A 21,002-nucleotide genomic window follows, 5' to 3' on the forward strand; every position below is an offset into this window, starting at 1 on the left:
TTCTTACGCGCGGCCGCTACTTACATCTCTGGCGCCGAATAGGAGTGATTTGAACGCCTGCCCCGAACGGGGTTCGATTCGACAGCGTTCCGCCGCCCCTTCGATTCACCCCGTCCATGAAATTGAACGTCGTCGCAGTCAGAGTGCCGGAGACATCTCCCGGCGGCGCCTGCGGCGTGGGACGTGCCGATCATTTAACGTGACGCCGTGTAGGCCGTAAAGAGCGCATGTCCGCTAGCACCGGGCCTACAACGGCAACCGCTGCGATATGCTAGGCTAACGGAATTGTCGCCGCTAATAGTACGAACAGGCGAGCTTGACGGCTCCGCCGGTTCCGTGCCGCCCTTCCGTCCGGTCCCGACAAATCGACCTCCCTCAGGCGGGTGACTTCTGGAGAATGCCTCATGGCCCATGCGATTGCCCCGGAGCTCATCGCCCGGTTCGCGGCACTCGTCGGCGACAGATACGCCATCACCGACACGCACGAGATCGAGCCCTATCAGCGCGAGCGCCGCGACCTCTATCGCGGGCGCGCGCCGCTGGTGCTGCGGCCCGGCTCGGTCGCGGAGGTCTCGGCGATCCTGGCGCTCGCCAGCGAAACCGGCACCGCGGTCGTGCCGCAGGGCGGCAATACCGGGCTGGTCGGCGGACAGATCGCGCATGACGGCGAAATCGTGCTGTCGCTGTCGCGGCTGAACGCCATCCGCTCGGTCGATCCGGACAACGACACGATGACGGTCGAGGCCGGCGTCGTGCTCGACGACATCCACAAGGCGGCCGACTCGGCGGACCGGCTGTTCCCCTTGAGCCTCGGCTCGGAGGGCTCGTGCCAGATCGGCGGCAACCTGTCGACGAATGCCGGCGGAACCGCCGTACTGGCCTACGGCAACACCCGCGACCTGGTGCTCGGGCTCGAGGTGGTTCTCGCCGACGGGCGCGTGTGGAACGGGCTCAGGAGCCTTCGCAAGGACAATACCGGCTACGACCTGAAGGACCTGTTCGTCGGCGCCGAAGGCACGCTCGGTATCGTCACCGCGGCGGTGCTCAAGCTGTTCCCCAAGCCACGCGAGATGGCGACCGCGTTCGCCGCCGTCGCGAGCCCCGCCGCCGCGCTGGCGCTGTTCGCCACGGCGCGGGCCAAGGCCGGCACGCAGCTGACCGCCTGCGAGATCCTGCCGCGCGTCGGGCTCGACTTCGTGCTGCGCCACGCCGAGGGCTCCCGCGACCCGATGGCCGAGCCCCATCCCTGGTACGTGCTGCTGGAACTGTCCTCGCCGCTGAAGGGCGCGGATGTCGACGCGATGATGCAGGCGATCCTGGAGGACGCCTTCGAGGCCGGCACGGTGCGCGACGCGGCCGTGGCAGCGTCCGTCGCGCAGGCCGAGGCGTTCTGGCAGATCCGGCTGATGCTGTCGGAGGTGCAGCGCAAGGAAGGCGGCTCGATCAAGAACGACGTCTCGGTGCCGGTCGGCATGGTGCCGGAGATGCTGGAGCGCGGCATCACCACCGTCAGCGCGATGATCCCCGGCGTGCGGCCCGTGCCCTTCGGCCATATCGGCGACGGCAACCTGCACTTCAACTTCTCGCAGCCCGAGGACATGGCGCGCGACGACTTCATGGCGCAATGGGGCGCGGTCACCGACGCGATCGACGACATCGTGCTGGCGCTGAACGGCTCGATCTCGGCGGAGCACGGCATCGGCTTCATGAAGCGGAACCTGATGGAGCACATCAAGGACCCGGTCGAGCTGGAGATGATGCGCGCCATCAAGGCGACGCTCGATCCCAAGGGCATCCTCAATCCGGGCAAGGTCGTGTAGAAGCGCCGGCTTCTCCGCCGAATTCGCCCAACGCGGGCTCGACGACATCGGCGGCGAAGATGACCGGAGGGGACGAAAGCCATCGATTGCAGAGGCCGCGATGCGCCTCCGGTTTGACCTGGAACAAACCACGCCACCGGTTTTTCTGGTTTTGTAGCCACGCGGGCGGCTTTAAAGATTGCAGGATCATGCCCAGTGGTCCGGCGGTCGAAATCGAGACAGGTCGACGACAGTGAAAGCCATATCCCGCGTGTTCTGGGGCGCCCTGGCGCTCCTCATCGTTCTTTGGACGGCGTTCAACCTCCAGATATTCCAGGCACGGGGCTTCTTCGCCCTGCGCAGCGACATGGTGCAGCTCACCGGCATCCTCGCCGTCGCCGCCATGAGCTTCGCCATGGTGCTGGCGCTGAGGCCGCGCTGGCCGGAAGCCCGGTTCGGCGGCCTCGACAAGATGTACCGCCTGCACAAGTGGTTCGGCATCGCCGCGCTCGTCCTCGCGGTCGTCCACTGGCTCTGGGCCAAGGGACCGAAATGGGCGGTGGGATACGGCCTGCTGTCGCGGCCGGAACGCGGGCCGCGCCCGGAAATCACCAATCCGCTGGAACAGCTCCTGTCGAGCCAGCGCGGCACGGCGGAGGGCCTCGGCGAATGGGCCTTCTACGCGGCGGTGCTGCTGATCGTGCTGGCGCTCGTTCCGCGATTTCCCTACCGCCAGTTCTACAAGACCCACAAACTCATCGCGATCGCCTACCTGGTGCTGGTGTTCCACTCGGTCGTGCTGGTGCAGTTCTCTCACTGGACCACGCCGATCGGGATCGTGGTGGCGCTGCTTCTGATCCCGGGAACCTATGCGGCGCTCGTCGCGCTGACCGGCCGGATCGGCGCCGGCCGCCAGGTGCACGGCACGATCTGCCTGTTGCGCCGCTATCCCGGCGTACGCGCCCTGGAATCGGAAATCGCCATGGAACCGGGATGGCCGGGCCACAAGACCGGCCAGTTCGCCTTCGCCACGTCGGACGCGCACGAGGGCGCGCATCCCTACACCATCGCATCGGCCTGGGATCCGGCCGACCCGCGCATCACCTTCGTCACCAAGGCGCTCGGCGACCACACCAGCCTTCTGGCCGACAAGCTCAGCATCGGCCAGAGGGTGAAGGTCGAAGGTCCCTACGGCTGCTTCACCTTCGACGACGACCGGCCGAGGCAGATCTGGGTCGGCGGCGGCATCGGCATCACGCCGTTCATCTCCCGGATGAAGTATCTCGCGCGGGCGGAAACGGACCGCCGTGGCCAGGTCGTCGACCTCTTCCACACCACGGCGGACGTGGACGAGGACGCCCTGGCGCGGCTGGCGGAAGACGCCAAGGCCGCCGACGTTCGACTGCACATCCTGGTGGACGCGCGGCACGGCCGGCTCAGCGGCGCGCGCATTCGCGAGGCCGTGCCGGACTGGCGCGAGGCGAGCATCTGGTTCTGCGGGCCGACCGGCTTCGGCAAGGCGCTGCGAACGGACCTGGCCGCCCACGGGTTCGACGTGGAGGCCCGGTTCCATCAGGAGCTGTTCTCGATGCGGTGATCGGGGACGCGGGTCGGACCGGAGCCGATGCGCGCCATCAAGACCGACGCTCGCCCCCGATGCCCAATCCGAAGGGCATTCTCAATCCGGGCTAGGTCGTGTAGAAGCGCCGGCTTCTCCGCCGTCAGGAGGCGCCCATGCCCAAGCTCACCGTCACCGAAATCACCAACGCCGATGTCGAGGCCGTGGCCGACCTGTGGGCGCGCTGCGGCCTGACCCGGCCGTGGAACGATCCGCACACCGACATCGCCTTCGCCCGCGCGGCGCCGAGCGCCACGATCCTCGTCGGCCGCGCCGACGGGGCCATCGCCGCCAGCGCCATGGTCGGCCACGACGGCCACCGCGGCACCGTCTACTACGTCTGCGTCGATCCGCGACGCCAGGGCAGCGGGCTCGGCCGCGAGATCATGGCCGCAGCCGAGGACTGGCTGCGCGGCCAGGGCGTGTGGAAGCTCAACCTGATGGTGCGCACCGACAACACCAAGGTGATCGATTTCTACACATCGGTCGGCTACGACGTCGAGGAACGGGTCAACATGGCGAAATGGCTCGATCCGGCGAAGAAACCTGCGTGATATCCGGTCGCCGCATCAACACAGCGTCACCGCTGGGCCGGTCAGGGCATGCGGCCTGAGAACCGGGTGAAGCGGCCGCACCTCACAGCAGGTTCATCTGGCCGTCGTCCTTGTCGGTCTTTCTCGTCGGCTTTTTCGGCGCCTCGCGCGTTTCCGCCGGCGGTGTCGTCGCCTCGGCAAGCGGCGTCTGGATGGCCGGATCGTCGTTGGCCACCGAATTGACCCGCGTCGAGATCGGGAAGGCCTCGAAGAAATCCTCCGGCGCGGGCTCGAGGATATCGGCGACATCCTTCGGCGCGTTCGCCTCTGCGTCGAGCCAGCGGTCGAAATCGCGCGGCTGCACCACCACCGGCATGCGGTCGTGCAGCGGCATCAGCGTCTTGTTGGCGTCGGTGGTGACGATCGTGGCGGTGTCGAGCTCGCTGCCGTCGGCACCGAGCCAGGTTTCCCACAGCCCCGCGAAGGCGAAGGGCCCGCGATCGGGCCGGCGGATCAGGTGCGGCACCTTGCGCCCGAGATCGGTCTTCTGCCACTCGTAGAACCCGTCGGCGGGGATGAGGCAGCGGTGATGACGCATGGCGCCGCGAAAGGCGGGCTTGGTCGCCACCGTGTCGCCGCGCGCGTTGATCAGGGTCGGGAATCCCTTGGGATCCTTCAGCCAGGAGGGCAACAGCCCCCAGCGCATCAGCGCGAAGGAACGCTGGCCGTGGACGAGACGGACGACGGCGATCGGCTGGGTCGGCGCGATGTTGTAGCGCGGCGGATAGTTGGGCTGTTCGGGAAAGCCGAAAAAGGCGCGTATCTCCTGCGGCGGCAGGGACAGGCTGTAGCGGCCGCACATGCGCTTGCCTCCATGTCGATGCCGCTTTGAAGCACAGTCGACGGGATGGCATCAACGCCCGCTTCACCGTGCTAGTCTCGCCGGCAATGACGCGCTCGACCGATTCCGACCCCCGCGCCTATCCGAAGACGCCGCTTGTCGCCGTATCGGCCTCGGTGTTTCGCGAGGATAAGGTGCTGCTTGCCCGCCGCGGCCGGCCGCCGCTCGACGGCCTCTGGAGCCTGCCCGGCGGGCTGGTCGAGCCGGGCGAGGCCCTCAGCGCGGCCGCCGCGCGCGAGGTTTTCGAGGAGACGGGGGTAAGGGCGGAGATCCTCGGCGTCGCCGACGTGGTCGAGGTGATCCGGCATGACGCGGCCGGCGCGGTGGCGCGGCACTACGTCATCGTGTCGTTTGCCGCGCGCTGGCTCTCCGGCAACGGCGAAACCAGCCCGGAAGCCGCGGAAATCGCCTGGCGGCGTCCCGACGACCTGTCCGGGCTGCCCCTGACCGACGGCACGCCGGCGGTGGTCGACAAGGCGGCGGACCTGCTGGCGCGCGAATAGCCGCACGGGGAGAGCCGATTGAGATCGGCGGCGCGGCGGACTAGATATGGTCCCATGGAGAAACGGAAGCCCGCCATCGGCAAGGCCGCGCGCGCCGGTGTGATCGCCCTGGCGGCGGCACTGGTGCCGGCGCTTGCGCCCGTATCGGGCCCGGCGACCGCCCAGACTCTGCCGACGGCACCGCCCTACGAAAGGGAAATGCACCGGCTCGCCGAGATCCTCGGCGCCGTGCACTACCTGCGCCAGCTCTGCGACGCCGACGAGGGCCAGACCTGGCGCACGATGATGCAGCAACTCATCGACGCGGAGAATCCGTCCACGGAACGGCGCGCCAAGCTGGTCGACAGCTTCAATCGCGGCTATCGCGGCTTCGAGCAGACCTATCATACCTGCACCGAGACCGCCGTCTGGGTGATCAACAACTACATGGCCGAGGGCGCGGAGATCGCGCAACGCATCGCCACCCGCTACGGGCAGTAGCGGACTACGGAATGATGTGAGTCAGCAGGACGTCTAGGATCAGCGCGCCGCCGAAGGCGGCGAGCAGGATGCCGGAGACGATGTTGATGCGCCGCAGCGTCCTTTCCGACAGCAGATGGCGGATGCGCGAGACGAAGGCGGCGAGCCCGGCCCACCACAGCAGCGCTCCGCCGCTGACCGCCAGAACCATCAGTCCCGCCGCCGTATAGTCGCCCTCCGGCAGCAGGTCGTTGCCGATCATGCCGCCGAAGATGCCGATGAAACCGAGCAGCGCGCCGGGGTTCGTGATGGTGATCAGGAAGGTCGCCGGCACGATGCGCACCGCGGAATCGCCCATATGCGCGGCGGCGCGGGGCGAGCCGTGCGGCGGCGTCGCGATGATGAACCCGCCAAACACGATCAGGATGACGCCGCCGACAAGCTTGATGAACTCGCTGTGGCTGGTGACGGCCTCGGCCGCGGCGCTGATGCCGAACGCCGCGATCAGTGCCAGAAGCCCGTCGCCGAGCGCCGCGCCGACGCCGGCGAGAACCGCCGGCCAGAAGCCGAAATGCAGGGCGCGGCCGATGCAGATGACGTTGACGGGTCCGACCGGCGCCGAGACGACGATACCAATCAGGAGTCCGACCGGGATGACCAACAGGCTGTTCATATCCCTCGAGACTACCGGCGCGCCTTTAAGAAATCTCTCGTCTTTCGTTCTTATGGCGTCCGGGCCGCCGTCACAACAGGCTCATTGCCGCCAGGCCTGTCGCCGCGACGGGTCGAACCGGGCGCGTTGCGAACAGGCGACTTGACCGGGCCGCCCGCACGGCGATCATGGCGCCATGTATCCCGATCAGACCACGATCCTGGCCACCATGCTGTTCGCCGCCGCGATTGCGGCCGCGCCGGCCGCCGCCCCTACAGCGTTCGCGCAGACCCCAACGTTCGCGCAGAACCCAGCGTTGGCGCAGAACCCGGCGTTCGCACAGAACAAGGTGAAGACGGAAACGATCCAGGTCGCGCCCGTGGACGAAGACGCCGCGGAGGACGGCGCGCCGGAGGATGTCCCGCCGGGGGACGGCATACCGGCGGATGGGGACGCGCTGCCGCAGGTCCTCTACGACTGGTCTCTGCTGCCACCGCCGGTCAGGCGCATGCGCGAGCAGATCATGGAGGCGGCCCACAGCGGCGACCTCGAACGCATGCGCGTCGTGCTCGAATCCAACGAGCTGCCGCCGATCGTCTCCTTCGGCGGCGAGACCGATCCGATCGACTACTGGAGACAGGCCGGCGGCGACCCGGAGGGGCGCGAGATCCTGGCGATCATGATCGAGATCCTTGAAGCGGGCTTCGTCCATCTCGACGAGGGCACGCCGCAGGAAATGTACGTGTGGCCCTACTTCCAAGCCCTGCCTCTCGACTCGCTGACGCCCTCGCAGGAGGTCGAGCTCTACAAGCTGATCACGCCGCATGACCGGCAGGGCATGGAGGAATTCGGCGCCTACATGTTCTATCGGCTCGGCATCGGCCCGGACGGCACCTGGCATTTCTTCGTCGCCGGCGACTGAGCCCACGCGCCCGCCCTGCATTCCCGGCCCCGATCCGGGCCGCCCCGCCTTTACCACGTGGCGGCGAACGGCTTGCCAACCGGGAACGATTACGCCACGCTGCGAATCGTAGTCGGCTTTATTCCAGAAATCCCAGCGATTTCAAAGACTAACTTCTCGTGTCTTCCCGCACGGAGATCACGGTACCGGCGGGGGGCTATCGTGCCTGCAGGAGGAACCCGATGAGGATTTCGCGTCGCCGTTTGTCTTTCGCTGCCGCCGCTGCCTGCTTTGGCCTGATAGCCGCCTTCCCCGCCTTCGCGCCGCGCGCCGACGCGCAGCGTCTCGAACGCAGCATGCCGTGGATCATGCCGTTCGATGTCGGACAGCCGCTGCCGAGCAGTCCCGCGAAGGCCATCACCAGCCAGCGGCAGGTCTACGATTTCATGTGGGAGAGCTTCGTCGCCATCAACTGGCCGCAGCTGAACAGCGGCAATCGCGCCCAGCCCGACCGGAACGCCACGCTCGCGCACTGGGGCAGCGGCCTGGAATCCGAAGGGCCGGTCGTGTGGCAGAGCTACCGCAGGCCGAACGAGGTTTTCGTGAAGCCCAAGCAGTGGCCGATCAGGTGGAACGACACGCCGAACCTGCAGTCGCTCTGCACGACGCCGGGCATCGGCCAGCCGATGACGGTCAATTCGTTCTCGACCAACTACTCCGACTTCTCCGACGGGCTGAACCAGCCGTTCATCCAGGCCAACTATCCGACCGGCCCGGTGACCGACCAGAACGGCAACTACCTGCGCTACGAAGTCGGCATGAACCAGGCCTACTTCACGTATGTCGGCCGCTACCGCTACTACAACGCCAACAAGCAAGTGAGGGCGGTCGCCCGCTACATCGACTTCGTGGAGAAGCGCGGCAAGGCCCCAGCGCCGTCAAACAAGCGCAAGGCCAAACGCTTCCAGCCGCTGCCGAACGGCACGGAGGCTTATCTGAGCAGCTTGCCCGACTATGCCCGCCAGGGGATCGTCGAATGGAAGGCGGCCTGGAAGATCCTGGGCGGGGACGACGTTCCGGAGCGCTTCTACCGCCGCGCGGCGTATTTCCTGAATCCCGACGGCAGCTGCGTGGGGCCCTATATCGCCGGTCTCGTCGGCCTGCATATCCACCGCGTCACCAAGAACGGCGGCCATATCGGCGCCACCTTCGAACAGGTCGACAACACCAGCCTGCAGCCCGAGTACAGCTCACGCAGGGTGCCCGGCGCGGCCGGGCTTCCCCCGCACGCCTCGCTCAACCCGGGCGGCGAGACCCCGCCGGCCTATCCGAACGGCTACGCGATCTGCGGCCCGCTGGGGATCGGATGCCAGTCGGGCATCGGCGGCAACCTGCCGGCGCCGATCAAGGACGGCGCGGCCCTGCCGGGCGCCCCGCAGATCACCAATGTCGTTCGCGCGGTGCCGATTCCGGCCGAGGTGCAGGACGTCAACGCGAAGTGGCGGTCACGGCTCAAGGGAAGCGTCTGGTTCTACTACCAGATGATCGGTGCCCAGAACCGCAACATCGACGTGCCCAATCCCGATCTCGGTCCGGGCGTGCGCGGGGCGCAGGTCTCCAACACGACCAACCTGATCAACACCACGCTGGAGTCCTATACCCAGAAGGGCTGGAGCTGCGCGCAGTGCCACCAGAACGCGTTTCCGCTGGGCGTGAGCCAGCCGCTGCCGCCGTTCGGGCAGGCCTGGGACCCGCTCCACACGATCAGCTTCCTTTTGCAGAACGCCCAGACCAACAAGTGAGCGCCGGGAATTGAGCGCCGCTCACTCGGCCTCGTCGGCGAGGGCATCGAGCCCCTTGCCTAAGAGGGCGTGGGCGACCATGGGCTCGGACCGGCTACCGAGGCTCTCGTAGAAACCGGCCGCCTCCTCGTTGCCCGGCACCGCCGTCCACCAGACGAAGCCATGGCCGCGCCTGCGGCATTCGGCGGCGACGCGGGCGACGAGCCTGCGGGCCAGGCCGTGCCGGCGGAAGGCCGGGGCGACAAAGAGGTCGATCAGATAGAAGCCGGCGGCGGCATGCTCGGTCTCGTAGGTGTCGCACCAGGCGGCATAACCGGCGGCGACAGCATCGACCTCGGCGACGATCAGCTCGAAGCGCGGCGTCTCGCCGAACGCGTCGCGCAATAGGAGATCGCGGGTCATCTTGCCGGCGACGGCGCCGACATGTGCGTTGAGGCCGTCGATCATCGCCAGCAACCGGTCGGCGTCGGCCGGGGCGGCGGGGCGGACGAGGATCGATGCCATGAACGGCCCCAGCTTCCCTAGCTTCCCCTAGCTTCGGGGCAGGGTCTCGAGGAAGCGCACCGGCTCGCCGGTGGCGGGGGCGAGCAGATCGCCCTCCCACATGACGACGCGGCCGCGCACCATCGTGCCGACCGGCCAGGCCGACACGGTGTGGCCGGCATAGGGGGTCCAGGCGCATCGCGAGGCGATCCAGTCGTCGGTGATCTCCTGCCGGCGGCGCATGTCAACGATGGTGAAGTCGGCGTCGTAGCCTGCCGCGATGCGGCCCTTGCACGCGATCTGGAACAGCCGCGCGGGGCCCGCGCTGGTCATGTCGACGAAGCGCTCGATCGACAGGCAGCCCGCGTTGACCTGATCGAGCATGATCGGCACCAGCGTCTGCACGCCGGCCATGCCGGAGGGCGAGTCGGGATAGGGTTTGGCCTTCTCCTCCAGCGTGTGCGGGGCGTGGTCGGAGCCGAGAATGTCGGCGGTGCCGTTGGCGAGCCCCGCCCACAGTCCGATGCGATGGCGCGAATCGCGGACCGGCGGGTTCATCTGCAGCTTGGTGCCCAGGCTGGCGTAGCTGTCGGCGGTCAGGGTCAGATGGTGCGGCGTGACCTCGACGCTGGCGACGTCCTTGTGGTGGGCGAGGAAGGCCATCTCCTCGGCCGTCGAGACGTGCAGGATATGGATGCGCCGGCCGGCGGCGCGGGCGAGCCGCACCAGCCGCTGCGTGGCCAGCATCGCCGCCGTCTCGTCGCGCCAGACCGGATGGGTCTCCGGCCTGCCGGGCTCGCGCAGGCCGGCGCGCTCGCGCAGGCGCGGCTCGTCCTCGGCATGGAAGGCGGCGCGGCGGCGGATATGGCGCAGGACGACGTCGATGTCCTCGTCGTCCTCGAGCAGCAGCGTGCCTGTGGAGGAGCCGACGAACACCTTCACGCCGGCGCAGCCGGGCAGCATCTCCAGCTCGCCGAGCTCACGGGCGTTCTCGCGGGTGCCGCCCATGAAGAAGGCGTGGTCGCAATGCATGCGCCCGCGGGCGCGCTCCAGCTTGTCCTCGAGCGCGGCGGCGCTGACCGTCTGCGGATCGGTGTTGGGCATCTCGAACACGGCGGTGACGCCGCCGAGGACGGCGGCGCGGGAGCCCGATTCCAGGTCCTCCTTGTGCTCGGCGCCCGGCTCGCGGAAATGCACCTGGGTGTCGATGACGCCAGGCAGGATGGTGAGGCCGAAACAGTCGATGGTCTCGCCGGCCGAAGCCGATCCGAGATCGCCGATTGCCATGATGCGCCCGTCGCTGACGCCGATATCGCGAACGCCGACGCCATCATGGTTGACCACGACCCCGCCCTTGAGGATCACATCGAATGTCGCGCCCATGCCTTCCGCCCGGCCCTCCGCCTGCCTGCTTGCCTCGACCACCGTCGAGAAATACCTAATGTCCATGCCGGCCGATTGAAACCGGCGTACACGGTATCAACGCGAAACGGAAAACCAGCGCAAGGGGCAACGTTCACATGTCGGACCATCAGGCGACCGTTCTCGGCGGCCGCAGCGTGATCGCGGTTTCCGGGCCGGAAGCCCGCGATTTCCTGCAGGGCCTCGTCACTTCGGACGTGGAAACCCTGGCCGAGGGGACGGCGCGCAACGCCGCGCTTCTGACGCCGCAGGGCAAGATCCTGTTCGAATTCATGATCTTCCGGGCCGGCGCGGACCAGTTCCTGCTCGATTGCCCCGCCGACACGGTGGCAGAGCTCGCCAAGCGCCTGACCTTCTACAAGCTGCGGGCGAAGGTCGAGATCGCCGCGCAGCCGGACAAGGCGGTGGTGGCGCTGTGGGACAGCGACGCGCAGCCGCACCCCTCCGCCTTCGCCGATCCGCGGCTTGCCGCGCTCGGCTGGCGCGCGCTGCTTCCCGCGTCCGAGGCACAGACCGTCGCCGGGCAAGGCGGGAGCGTGCACGAAGCGGACTATCATGCGCGGCGCATCGCGCTCGGTGTCGCCGAACTGGGAGCGGACTACGCGAGCAGCGCCGCGTTCCCGCACGAGGCCAATCTGGATCAGCTCGGCGGCGTCGACTTCAAGAAGGGCTGCTATGTCGGCCAGGAGGTGGTGTCGCGCATGCAGCATCGCGGGACCGCCCGCAGCCGCTTCGTGCCGGTGGCGATTAGCGGCACCGCGCCGGATGCGGGGCCGACGGTGGAAGCGGGGACGACGGTGGAAGCGGGCGGCAAGGCGGTCGGCACCATGGGCTCCTCGTCCGGCGACACGGGACTGGCGCTGCTGCGGCTCGACCGGATCGGCGATGCGGTCGCGGCCGGCAACCCGATCACGGCCGGCGACGCGACGCTGACGCCGCACAAGCCCGACTGGGCCGGGTTCGACTGGCCAGTGGAAGACCAACAGGCGGGAGACCAACAGGCGGGGCAGCACTCCGGCGCGACCTCATGACCGACACCGCGCGCGCGTGGCAGCGCATGCTGTCGGGCCGGCGGCTCGACCTGCTCGACCCCTCCCCCCTCGACGTCGAGATCGCCGATATCGCGCTGGGCCTGGCCCGCGTCGCGCGCTGGAACGGCCAGACGGTCGGCAAGCATGCGTTCTCGGTCGCCGAGCACAGCCTGCTGGTCGAGGATCTGTTCGGACGGCTCAATGCCGACACCGAGCGGCGCTGGCGGCTGGCCGCGCTGCTGCACGATGCGCCGGAATACGTGATCGGCGACATGATCAGCCCGTTCAAGGCGGTGCTCGGCGGCGACTACAAGGCGGTGGAGCACCGCGTCCAGGAAGCCGTGCACCTGCGCTTCGGCCTGCCGGCGGTGCTGCCGGCCGCGGTCAAGAAAGCGATCAAGCGCGCCGATATCGCCGCCGCCTTCCTGGAGGCGACTCAGCTCGCCGGCTTCTCCCGTGCCGAGGCGACGAAGTTCTTCGGGCGGCCGGGCAAGATCGGCGGGGAGACACTGGAAAGCCTGTTCATGCTGGAGGCGCAGCCGGTCGCCAGGGCCGAGACGCGGTTCCTGGAGCGGTTCAAACAGCTTTCGGGCTAACGCCCCCGGCGCAGGGGCGGAAATCCGGCGAACCGACACCGTGTGGACTTCATGCGCTGGATTCTCGGGTCGCGCGGGCCCATATAGGGGACTTACCGCAACCAGAGCACCGAACCATGCCGGCCATCCACGTCTGTTCTCTCGCCAAGATCGCCAACGTCGTCGACAAGACGGGCGCAAGCCATCTGGTGACGCTGATCACCGAGGGCACAGAGGTACCGCGGCCGGCCGTGATCGCGCCGGAGCGGCATCTGTTCCTGGCCATGCACGACATCACCGAGGCGATGGAGGGCATGGTGCTGCCGTCGCAGAGGCACGTCGAGGACTACCTCGACTTCGTCGAGGCCTGGGAGCGCGACAGCCCGATGGTGGTGCACTGCTTCGCCGGCATCTCGCGCTCGACCGCGGCCGCGTTCATCGGCGCCTGCGCGCTCAATCCGAAGATGGACGAGGAAGACCTGGCCCTGCAGATCCGCGAGGCCTCTCCGACCGCGACGCCGAACGCCAGGCTGGTGGAGATCGGCGACGCCCTGCTCGGCCGCCAGGGGCGCATGAGCCGGGCCGTGAAACGGATCGGGCGCGGCGACTTCGCCTATGAGGGCGTGCCCTTCGCGCTGCATATCGGCCCGCGCGAGGACTGACCCGCGCGCCCCGTCAATTACCCGCCGCCGGCACCTCGTCCTCGTCCGGTTCGCGAATTCCCGAGACCGTCGTCAGCAGCGCGTGCAACTGGGCGATATCGCCGCCCAGCTCCTGAGCCACGCGTTTCTGTGCCGCGCGCCAGTGCGGCAAGGCGCGCGCGACCGTCTCCCGGCCCTTGTCGGTCAGCGCCACCTGCTTCACCCGCTTGTCCTCTCCCGCCGACACTGAAACATCGCCGCGTTCGACGAGCGGCCTGATCGTGCGCGTGAGCGTGGAAGCGTCCATGCCCAGCGCCTCGGCCATGCCCGACATCGGCAGCGGGCCGGTGGTGGCGATCATCGCGAGCACCGAGAACTGGGTCGCGGTCAGGCCGGCCTCGCCGAGGGCGTCGTCATAAAGCGCAGTGATGCGCCGCGTCGCCTTGCGCAGCCGGAAGAAGGTGCAGTTGAGGTCTGTCATGTGAGGTATGCCATGGCCAGCGCCGCTCGATCATAGTCTTGTCGGCGAAGATTTTATTGTATATGCATCTATTATCGATGTCCACACCCGGAATTTAGCTGCGAAGGAGCGCCCCAACATGTCGGAAGTCTACAGCCGGATCGCCGCGGTCCCCCGGTTCGACGTGTTGCCGCTCGCCGAGGTCAAGGACATGGACGGGCTCACGATGCTGCGCGCGATGCTGGCCGGCGACCTGCCGCCGCCGCCGATCGGCAAGACGCTCGGCTTCATCCTGACCGAGGTTGACGAGGGGCGCGCGGTGTTCAAGGGCATGCCGTCGTTCGACTACATGAACCCGCTGGGCACGGTGCATGGCGGCTGGACCGGTACCCTGCTCGACTCCGCCCTCGGCTGCGCGGTGCACACGACGATGAAGCCGAGCGAGGCCTACACGACGGTGGAATTCAAGGTGAACCTGGTCCGGCCGATCATGCCGGAGACCGGCGAAGTGACCTGCGAGGGCCTCATCGTCCATCGCGGCGGGCGCATCGCCACGTCGGAGGCGACGCTGAAGGACGCCGGCGGCAAGCTGCTCGCCCACGGCTCGGAGACCTGCATCATCTTCCCGATGAAGACGGGGTAAGGCGGGACGCGCCGAGCGATCCGCCCTGGAGTCCCGCTTTCGCGGGAATGAGCGGATCTAGTAAAGCCTCGTCCCTCCCCTCCAGGCCGTCATTGCCGGGCGTGACGTGCGGTGGGCTGGCCATGCCGGTGGCTGGCTAGCCGGCGGCCTCAGCCGATATTCACCACGACGCGGCCGCGGATCTTGCCGGCGAGGATATCGGCGGCGGCGGCCTGCACGCCGTCGAGGCCGATCATCGTCGTCATCGCGGCGATCTTGGCGTGGTCGAGGTCACGGACGAGGCGGGCATAGGCCTCGATGCGGCGGGCCTTCGGCGCCATCACCGAATCGACGCCGATCAGGCTGACGCCGCGCAGGATGAAGGGGGCGACCGAGGTCGGCAGGTCCATGCCGCCGGCCAGGCCGCAGGCGGCGACCGCGCCGCCGTATTTGGTCATCGACAGCACGTTGGCGAGCGTCTTGGAGCCGACCGCGTCGACGCCGCCGGCGAAGCGCTCCTTGCTCAGCGGGCGCGGATCGCCGGAGAGCTCGTCGCGCGGAATGATCTCGGAGGCGCCAAGGCCCTTCAGGTACTCCGCCTCTTCGGGGCGGCCGGTCGAGGCGACGACCTCGTAGCCAAGCTTCGACAGGATCGACACCGCCACAGAGCCAACGCCACCGGCGGCGCCCGTCACCACCACCGGGCCCTTGTCGGGCGTCACGTCCTGGCGTTCCAGCGCAAGCACGCAGAGCATGGCGGTGTAGCCGGCCGTGCCGATCGCCATCGCCTCGGCGCCGCTCAGGCCGTCGGGCAGGTGGATCAGCCAATCACCCTTCACCCGGGCCTTGCCGGCGAAGCCGCCATAATGGGTCTCGCCGACGCCCCAGCCGTTGAGCACGACCTTGTCGCCGGGCTTGAAGTCGGGATTGTCGGAGGATTCCACGGTGCCGGCGAAGTCGATGCCGGGGATCATCGGCCAGCGGCGCACCACCGGCGCCTTGCCGGTGACGGCGAGGCCGTCCTTGTAGTTGACGGTCGAGTGATCGACAGCGACGACGACATCGCCGTCCATCAGATCGTCGAGCCCGAGCGTGACCTGCTCTACCTTCTGCCCCTTCTCGCCTTCCCTGGAGACGAGGATCGCCGGAAACCGGTCTGACATATCGGAACTTCCCTGCTGACCTGCCGTTGGTGCTGCCGTAGTAGCGCGTCGGAGCGCGGCGGGGCAAGGGCGAGGCAGCGCGGGACTCGATTCGGGCGGCTTTGAAATTGCCACCGTCCGTCGGCGCGGTTAAATCATACCGATCATCGCATCCATCAGATCCGCCGAACCTTGTTTGTATCTGCAATATAATCGGCGGACGGCATAGGAAAGGACAGGCCGATGACAGCGGAAACCGAGAACGCGCTGGGTCTGGCGCTCGCCGACGCGCGCCTTGAGGGGCAGCCGATCGATCCGGGCGCCGTGGCGGCGGCCGGCGACTGGCCGCCGGCGGATGCCGAGACCGCAGAGCGCATCGGCGAGATTGCGACGCAGGCAATGGGCGAGCCGGTCGCCGGCTGGAAGATCGGCGCGACCAGCCCGGAGGCGCAGGCGATCATGGGCTGCGACGGGCCTTTCCTCGGGCCGCTGTTCGCCCCGCGCATCCACGCCGACGGCACGACGATCCCCTACGCGCCCGGCACGCTCGGCGTCGAATGCGAGTTCGCCTTCCGGATCGGCACGAAACAGCCGACGGGCAAAGCCGACTACGACGCGACCTCCGTTGCCGCCCTCGTCATGTCGTGTCATCCCGCGCTGGAGATCGTCGGGCGGCGCACACGCGGCGACGCGTTTCCCGGGGTCACCGAGGCGATCGCCGACTTCGCTCTCAATGTCGCCTTCGTGCACGGACCGGCGATCATGGACTGGCAGGACGTCGATCTCGGCGCGGCCGAGGTCCGCGGGCTCGTCGACGGCCAGCAGACCAACGCCGGACACGGGCGCAACGTCCTCGGCCATCCGCTGAACGCGCTCGCCTGGCTGGCCAACGCGCTGGCCCTGCGCGGGAATGGCTTGAGGCCCGGCGACTGGGTGTCCACGGGCACCTGCCTGGGCGTCGTGCCGGCGGCGGCCGGGACGACGGTCTCGGGCGACTACGGACCGCTCGGACGGGTCGCGGTCACGTTCGAGGGGTAAGCGCGGGGCCGAGGCATAAGCGCGGGGCAAACGCCGGCGCGCCATCGTCAGGCCTGCGCGCCACCGCCGGGCGACAACAACCAGGGCGTGGATATCGCGCCCTTTCGCCCTTGGGTCGTGCTGCGAAACACGTTTATAGTCAAACTCATGCAAGAAAATCTCTCGAAATCAATGCCTTCACCATCCATGCCGTCCCTCGCCTACACGCCTGAGATCGCCCGCGAGACCGCCGCGCTCTACGAGCGTGTCGCCACCGTGATCCCGCCGATCGAGTGGCCCTTCCACGCGCCCTATATCAAGGCGATCAACGACCTGAAGCGCGAGCGCGGGGCGGTGATCCTGGCGCACAACTACATGACGCCGGAGATCTTCCATTGCGTCGCCGATGTCGCCGGCGACTCGCTGCAGCTCGCCATCGAGGCGACGAAGGCCGACGCCGACATCATCGTCCAGTGCGGCGTGCACTTCATGGCCGAGACGTCGAAGCTGCTCAATCCCGAGAAGACGGTGCTGATCCCCGACCTGCGCGCCGGCTGCTCACTCGCCTCATCGATCACCGGCGCGGACGTGCGCGCCCTGCGCGAGACCTATCCGGGCGTGCCGATCGTCGCCTATGTCAACACGTCGGCGGACGTGAAGGCGGAGATCGACATCTGCTGCACCTCCTCGAACGCGGTCGCGGTGGTGGAGTCGCTGGGCGCGGACCGCGTGATCTTCCTGCCCGACGAATATCTGGCGGCCTATGTACGCTCGCAGACGGACGTCGAGATCATCACCTGGAAGGGCCATTGCGAGGTGCACGAGCGCTTCACCGGCGCCGAGCTGAAGGCCTATCGCGACGCCGATCCGGCGATCCGCATCATCGCCCATCCCGAATGCCCGCCGGACGTGCTGGCCGAGGCCGATTTCACCGGATCGACGGCGAAACTGATCGACTGGGTGAAGTCCGAACGGCCGGACAAGGTGATGATGGTCACCGAATGCTCGATGGCCGACAACGTCGCCGCGGAGACGCCGGACGTCACCTTCGTGCGCCCCTGCAACCTCTGTCCACACATGAAGCGGATCACGCTGCCGAAGATCCTCGACTCGCTGGTCAACATGCGCGAGGAAGTGACGATCGATCCGGAGATCGCGACGCGGGCGCGGGCGTCGGTTCAGCGGATGATCGATCTGAAGACATGACGGCCAGACGTTGAAGGACGGCCTGACGTTGAAGACTGCGGATGGGCATTCCTCCGGAATAGAAGGTCGCGCGGTGTGGGGCGGATCACGATGCCAGCCGACATGAGCGACAGCGGCATTGCCGTCACCGACGATGTCGTCATCGTCGGCGGGGGGCTCGCCGGGCTGTTCTGCGCGCTGAAGATGGCGCCGAGGCCCGTGACGCTGATCACCGGCGCGCGGCTCGGCGAAGGCGCGGCGTCGGCCTGGGCGCAGGGCGGTATCGCCGCCGCCGTCGGCCCTGGAGACACGCCCGACAAACACGCCCAGGACACCATCGTCGCCGGCGACGGCATCGTCGACGCACGCATCGCCAGGCTGATGACCGGTGCCGGGCCGGAGCGGATCCGCGACCTCATCGACTACGGCGTGCCCTTCGACCGCGACAACGCGGGCAATCCGATCCTGTCGCGGGAGGCCGCCCACGGCGAGCGGCGCATCGTGCGCGTGCGCGGCGACCTCGCCGGCCAGGAAATGATGGCCGCCCTCATCCGGGCCGTGCGCGAGACGCCGTCGATCCGGGTGATCGAGAACTATTCGGTAGAGGACCTGACCAGGGACGGCGGCCGCGTCGCCGGCCTGATCGCGATCGCCACCGACGCGGACGCGGGACCGCCGGAAATCCGGCTCGCCGCCCGCGCCGTGGTGCTGGCGACCGGCGGCGTCGGGGCGCTTTACGCGGTGACGACCAACCCGCTGCAGGCGCGCGGCCAGGGCGTTGCGATCGCCGCGCGCGCGGGCGCGCTGATCGCCGATACCGAGTTCGTGCAGTTCCATCCCACCGCGATGGATGTCGGCCAGGATCCGGCACCGCTGGCGACCGAGGCGCTGCGCGGGGAAGGCGCGAGCCTGATCAACGCGGCCGGCGCGCGGTTCCTGGCCGGCGTCCACCCCGACGCGGAACTCGCCCCGCGCGACATCGTCGCCCGCGCCGTGTTCGCGGAAGTACAGGCGGGGCGCGGCGCCTTCCTCGATTGCCGCAGCGCCATCGGCGAGCGGTTCGAAGACGCGTTTCCGAACGTCTACAAGGCCTGTACGGCGGCGGGCATCGATCCGGCGCGCGCACCGATCCCGATCGCCGCGGCGGCGCACTACCACATGGGTGGGGTCCTGACCGACGCCAACGGGCGGACCAGCATCGACGGGCTGTGGGCCTGCGGCGAGGCCGCCTCGACCGGGGCGCACGGAGCCAACCGGCTCGCCTCGAACTCGCTGCTGGAGGCCGTCGTCTTCGCGGCACGGGTGGCCGAGGACATCCGCGCCATCTATCCCGCGCCGCAGCCGATGCCGCCGCCCGAGGTCGTCTCCGACGCGGAGGGACCGGGCCTGTTCCTGGAGAGCGCCGCGATCGCGCGGCTGCGCCGGAGGATGAGCGACGATGTCGGCGTCGTGCGCGATCACGACGGCCTGGTGGCGGCGCTCGGCGACATCGCCGACCTGGAGCGGCAGGGCGGCCCGTCCTACGGCTTCCGCAACATGATCACCACGGCGCGGCTGATCGCCGGGGCCGCCTTGTTGCGCACCGAAAGCCGCGGCGCGCATTTCCGCTCCGATTTCCCCGACGCCGATCCGGCCCAGGCGAAACGCAGCATCTTCACCCTGCGTTCCGTCGAGACGGTCGCGCGCACCGCGGTTCCAGCCAGCGAGAGCACCTATGCCTGAAGACATTTCCCCGCGAAGCGAGGCTGGCCCCGACGCGCCGCCGCGCGGCCTCGTCGTCGAGGCGGTTGCCCGCGCGCTCGCCGAGGATTTCGGCCTTGCGGGCGACATCACCTCCGCGGCGACGATCGCCGCCGACGCAACTGCGCGGGGCACGATCGGCGCGCGCAAGCCGGGCACCATCGCCGGCCTCGACATCGCCCGCGAAGCCTTCGCCCAGGCGGACCCGCGGATCGCCTTCACCGCGCTTGTCGCCGACGGCGAGCGGGTGGAGGCCGGGACGCCGGTCGCGGCGGTCGACGGGCCGGCGCGCGCCGTCCTGTCTGGCGAGCGGGTGGCGCTCAACTTCCTGTGCCATCTCAGCGGCATCGCGACCCTGACCCGCCGCTTCGTCGATGCGGTCGACGGCACCAACGCGCAGATCGTCTGCACACGCAAGACCATGCCGGGCCTGCGTGCGCTGCAGAAATACGCGGTCAGATGCGGCGGCGGGCGCAATCACCGGTTCGGCCTGTTCGATGCGGTGCTGATCAAGGACAACCACGTCGTCGCCGCCGGCGGCATCGGCAAGGCGGTGGCGGCGGCGCGCGCCCATGCCGGCCACATGGTCCGCATCGAGGTGGAGGTGACGAGCCTGGCCGAACTGGACGAAGCCCTGTCGGCCGGCGCCGATATCATCATGCTCGACAATATGGACGCCGCGACCATGCGCGAGGCCGTCACGCTATCGGCCGGCAAGGCGATCACCGAGGCGTCCGGCAGGGTCGACCTCGACAGCGTGCGCGCCATCGCAGAGACCGGCGTAGACCTCATATCCGTCGGCGCCCTGACCCACTCCGCTCCCGTCCTCGACCTGGGCCTCGATTTCGAATAAATGCAGATCCACTGACGGCAACGACAGATCCTGAGAGGCGCCCATGACCGCTCCCACGACGCTGCTCGCCCTCGCCGGCGCCAATCTCGCTCCCGCGTCCCTGTCGCAGGCCGCCCTTGTCATCGTCGATGCGCAGAACGAATATCTCGACGGCACGCTGGCCCTGCCCGGCATCCAGCCCGCGCTCGACGAGATCGGCACGCTGCTGGAGCGGACGCGCGCGGCGGGACGGCCGGTTATCCACGTGCGCCATCTCGGACAGCCCGGCGGCCTGTTCGACGCGGAGGGCCGTGCCGGCCAGATCGTCGACCTGCTGACGCCGCTTGCCGGCGAGACGGTGATCGGCAAGCGCCTGCCGAATTCCTTCGCCGGGACGGACCTCAAGCAGACGATCGACGCGCTCGGCGTCAAGCAGCTCGTGGTCACCGGGTTCATGACGCATATGTGCATCAGCGCCACGGTGCGCTCGGCGGTCGATCAGGGCCTGTTCTCGACGGTGGTCGCATCGACCTGCGCCACCCGCGACCTGCCCTCGGCGACGGGCGGCGCGCCGGTCCCGGCGAAGGCGGTGCATGATGCGACGCTCGCCGCGCTCGCCGACCGGTTCGCGGTGGTGGCGGAGAAGGCGGGCGACGTACCGGACTAGGCACCGCGATACCATCT

Annotated in this window: 21 protein-coding genes and 1 pseudogene; 16 read left to right on the forward strand and 6 right to left on the reverse strand. The window is 68.6% G+C overall.

Features of this window, described 5'->3' with window-relative positions; genetic code table 11:
- Positions 1-404: 404 nt before the first annotated feature.
- The 3 genes from MUB46_RS00200 to MUB46_RS00210 all read left to right on the forward strand — a co-directional run bounded on the left by MUB46_RS00200 (position 405) and on the right by MUB46_RS00210 (position 3,971).
- On the forward strand, positions 405-1,820 hold the full coding sequence (locus MUB46_RS00200) for an FAD-binding oxidoreductase (protein ID WP_261613843.1): 1,416 nt from the start codon (positions 405-407) through the stop codon (positions 1,818-1,820).
- 232 nt (positions 1,821-2,052) lie between these two features.
- Positions 2,053-3,396: a ferredoxin reductase family protein gene (locus MUB46_RS00205; RefSeq protein WP_315902695.1), complete on the forward strand. Its 1,344-nt coding sequence runs from the start codon at positions 2,053-2,055 to the stop codon at positions 3,394-3,396.
- Between the two features lie 137 nt (positions 3,397-3,533).
- Entirely contained in the window at positions 3,534-3,971 is a 438-nt protein-coding gene (locus MUB46_RS00210) for a GNAT family acetyltransferase (RefSeq protein ID WP_261613844.1), read from the forward strand.
- A gap of 82 nt (positions 3,972-4,053) precedes the next feature.
- Here the strand turns inward: MUB46_RS00210 and MUB46_RS00215 are convergent, their stop codons facing one another.
- Positions 4,054-4,812: an SOS response-associated peptidase gene (locus MUB46_RS00215; RefSeq protein ID WP_261613845.1), complete on the reverse strand. Its 759-nt coding sequence runs from the start codon at positions 4,810-4,812 to the stop codon at positions 4,054-4,056.
- A gap of 26 nt (positions 4,813-4,838) precedes the next feature.
- On the opposite strand from MUB46_RS00215, the gene MUB46_RS00220 reads away from it, so the two are divergent.
- Both MUB46_RS00220 and MUB46_RS00225 read left to right on the forward strand, forming a co-directional pair.
- Positions 4,839-5,354 (forward strand): NUDIX hydrolase, encoded by a 516-nt coding sequence (locus MUB46_RS00220; protein WP_261613846.1) that lies wholly within the window; start codon positions 4,839-4,841, stop codon positions 5,352-5,354.
- A gap of 54 nt (positions 5,355-5,408) precedes the next feature.
- Positions 5,409-5,834, forward strand: a complete 426-nt coding sequence (locus MUB46_RS00225; protein ID WP_261613847.1) for a TIGR02301 family protein — start codon at positions 5,409-5,411, stop codon at positions 5,832-5,834.
- A gap of 4 nt (positions 5,835-5,838) precedes the next feature.
- Here the strand turns inward: MUB46_RS00225 and MUB46_RS00230 are convergent, their stop codons facing one another.
- Entirely contained in the window at positions 5,839-6,486 is a 648-nt protein-coding gene (locus MUB46_RS00230; RefSeq protein ID WP_261613848.1) for a LysE family translocator, read from the reverse strand.
- A gap of 175 nt (positions 6,487-6,661) precedes the next feature.
- Between MUB46_RS00230 and MUB46_RS00235 the strand changes: the two genes are divergently transcribed.
- The gene (locus MUB46_RS00235) at positions 6,662-7,387 is read left to right on the forward strand and encodes a hypothetical protein (RefSeq protein WP_261613849.1); all 726 of its coding nucleotides are present in this window, start codon (positions 6,662-6,664) and stop codon (positions 7,385-7,387) included.
- 221 nt (positions 7,388-7,608) lie between these two features.
- Entirely contained in the window at positions 7,609-9,168 is a 1,560-nt protein-coding gene (locus tag MUB46_RS00240; protein WP_261613850.1) for a hypothetical protein, read from the forward strand.
- Positions 9,169-9,189: 21 nt separating this feature from the next.
- Here MUB46_RS00240 and MUB46_RS00245 read toward each other — a convergent pair whose 3' ends face one another.
- The gene (locus MUB46_RS00245; RefSeq protein WP_261613851.1) at positions 9,190-9,672 is read right to left on the reverse strand and encodes a GNAT family N-acetyltransferase; all 483 of its coding nucleotides are present in this window, start codon (positions 9,670-9,672) and stop codon (positions 9,190-9,192) included.
- Between the two features lie 27 nt (positions 9,673-9,699).
- Complete coding sequence (locus tag MUB46_RS00250; RefSeq protein WP_261614422.1) at positions 9,700-11,034, reverse strand: dihydroorotase; 1,335 nt, start codon at positions 11,032-11,034, stop codon at positions 9,700-9,702.
- Between the two features lie 137 nt (positions 11,035-11,171).
- Between MUB46_RS00250 and ygfZ the strand changes: the two genes are divergently transcribed.
- The 3 genes from ygfZ to MUB46_RS00265 all read left to right on the forward strand — a co-directional run bounded on the left by ygfZ (position 11,172) and on the right by MUB46_RS00265 (position 13,341).
- Positions 11,172-12,104: a CAF17-like 4Fe-4S cluster assembly/insertion protein YgfZ gene (gene ygfZ / locus MUB46_RS00255; RefSeq protein WP_261613852.1), complete on the forward strand. Its 933-nt coding sequence runs from the start codon at positions 11,172-11,174 to the stop codon at positions 12,102-12,104.
- Positions 12,101-12,700 carry an HD family hydrolase gene (locus MUB46_RS00260; protein ID WP_261613853.1) on the forward strand — a complete coding sequence of 200 codons (600 nt, stop codon included), beginning with the start codon at positions 12,101-12,103 and terminating at the stop codon, positions 12,698-12,700. Before ygfZ ends, MUB46_RS00260 begins: the two co-directional genes overlap by 4 nt.
- A 116-nt stretch (positions 12,701-12,816) precedes the next feature.
- Entirely contained in the window at positions 12,817-13,341 is a 525-nt protein-coding gene (locus MUB46_RS00265) for a tyrosine phosphatase family protein (RefSeq protein ID WP_261613854.1), read from the forward strand.
- Positions 13,342-13,354: 13 nt separating this feature from the next.
- On the opposite strand, the gene MUB46_RS00270 is transcribed toward MUB46_RS00265, so the two are convergent.
- The gene (locus MUB46_RS00270; protein WP_261613855.1) at positions 13,355-13,801 is read right to left on the reverse strand and encodes a MarR family winged helix-turn-helix transcriptional regulator; all 447 of its coding nucleotides are present in this window, start codon (positions 13,799-13,801) and stop codon (positions 13,355-13,357) included.
- Positions 13,802-13,919: 118 nt separating this feature from the next.
- On the opposite strand from MUB46_RS00270, the gene MUB46_RS00275 reads away from it, so the two are divergent.
- Complete coding sequence (locus MUB46_RS00275) at positions 13,920-14,423, forward strand: PaaI family thioesterase (RefSeq protein WP_261613856.1); 504 nt, start codon at positions 13,920-13,922, stop codon at positions 14,421-14,423.
- Between the two features lie 149 nt (positions 14,424-14,572).
- On the opposite strand, the gene acuI is transcribed toward MUB46_RS00275, so the two are convergent.
- Entirely contained in the window at positions 14,573-15,565 is a 993-nt protein-coding gene (gene acuI / locus MUB46_RS00280) for an acrylyl-CoA reductase (NADPH) (protein WP_261613857.1), read from the reverse strand.
- Between the two features lie 222 nt (positions 15,566-15,787).
- Here acuI and MUB46_RS00285 point away from each other — a divergent pair, with 222 nt between their 5' ends.
- From MUB46_RS00285 to MUB46_RS00305, 5 genes and pseudogenes are all read left to right on the forward strand, one after another.
- The gene (locus tag MUB46_RS00285; RefSeq protein ID WP_261613858.1) at positions 15,788-16,582 is read left to right on the forward strand and encodes a 2-keto-4-pentenoate hydratase; all 795 of its coding nucleotides are present in this window, start codon (positions 15,788-15,790) and stop codon (positions 16,580-16,582) included.
- 186 nt (positions 16,583-16,768) lie between these two features.
- Positions 16,769-17,767: pseudogene (nadA, locus tag MUB46_RS00290) on the forward strand (quinolinate synthase NadA); the annotation flags it as partial.
- Between the two features lie 102 nt (positions 17,768-17,869).
- Positions 17,870-19,468 (forward strand): L-aspartate oxidase, encoded by a 1,599-nt coding sequence (locus MUB46_RS00295; protein WP_261613860.1) that lies wholly within the window; start codon positions 17,870-17,872, stop codon positions 19,466-19,468.
- Positions 19,461-20,339: a carboxylating nicotinate-nucleotide diphosphorylase gene (gene nadC / locus MUB46_RS00300; protein ID WP_261613861.1), complete on the forward strand. Its 879-nt coding sequence runs from the start codon at positions 19,461-19,463 to the stop codon at positions 20,337-20,339. Before MUB46_RS00295 ends, nadC begins: the two co-directional genes overlap by 8 nt.
- Positions 20,340-20,382: 43 nt before the next feature.
- A complete protein-coding gene (locus tag MUB46_RS00305) occupies positions 20,383-20,985 on the forward strand; it encodes a cysteine hydrolase family protein (RefSeq protein ID WP_261613862.1) in 603 nt (200 codons plus the stop codon).
- Positions 20,986-21,002 lie beyond the last annotated feature (17 nt).

It is taken from the genome of Microbaculum marinisediminis (genome assembly GCF_025397915.1).
GTDB lineage: Bacteria > Pseudomonadota > Alphaproteobacteria > Rhizobiales > Tepidamorphaceae > Microbaculum > Microbaculum marinisediminis.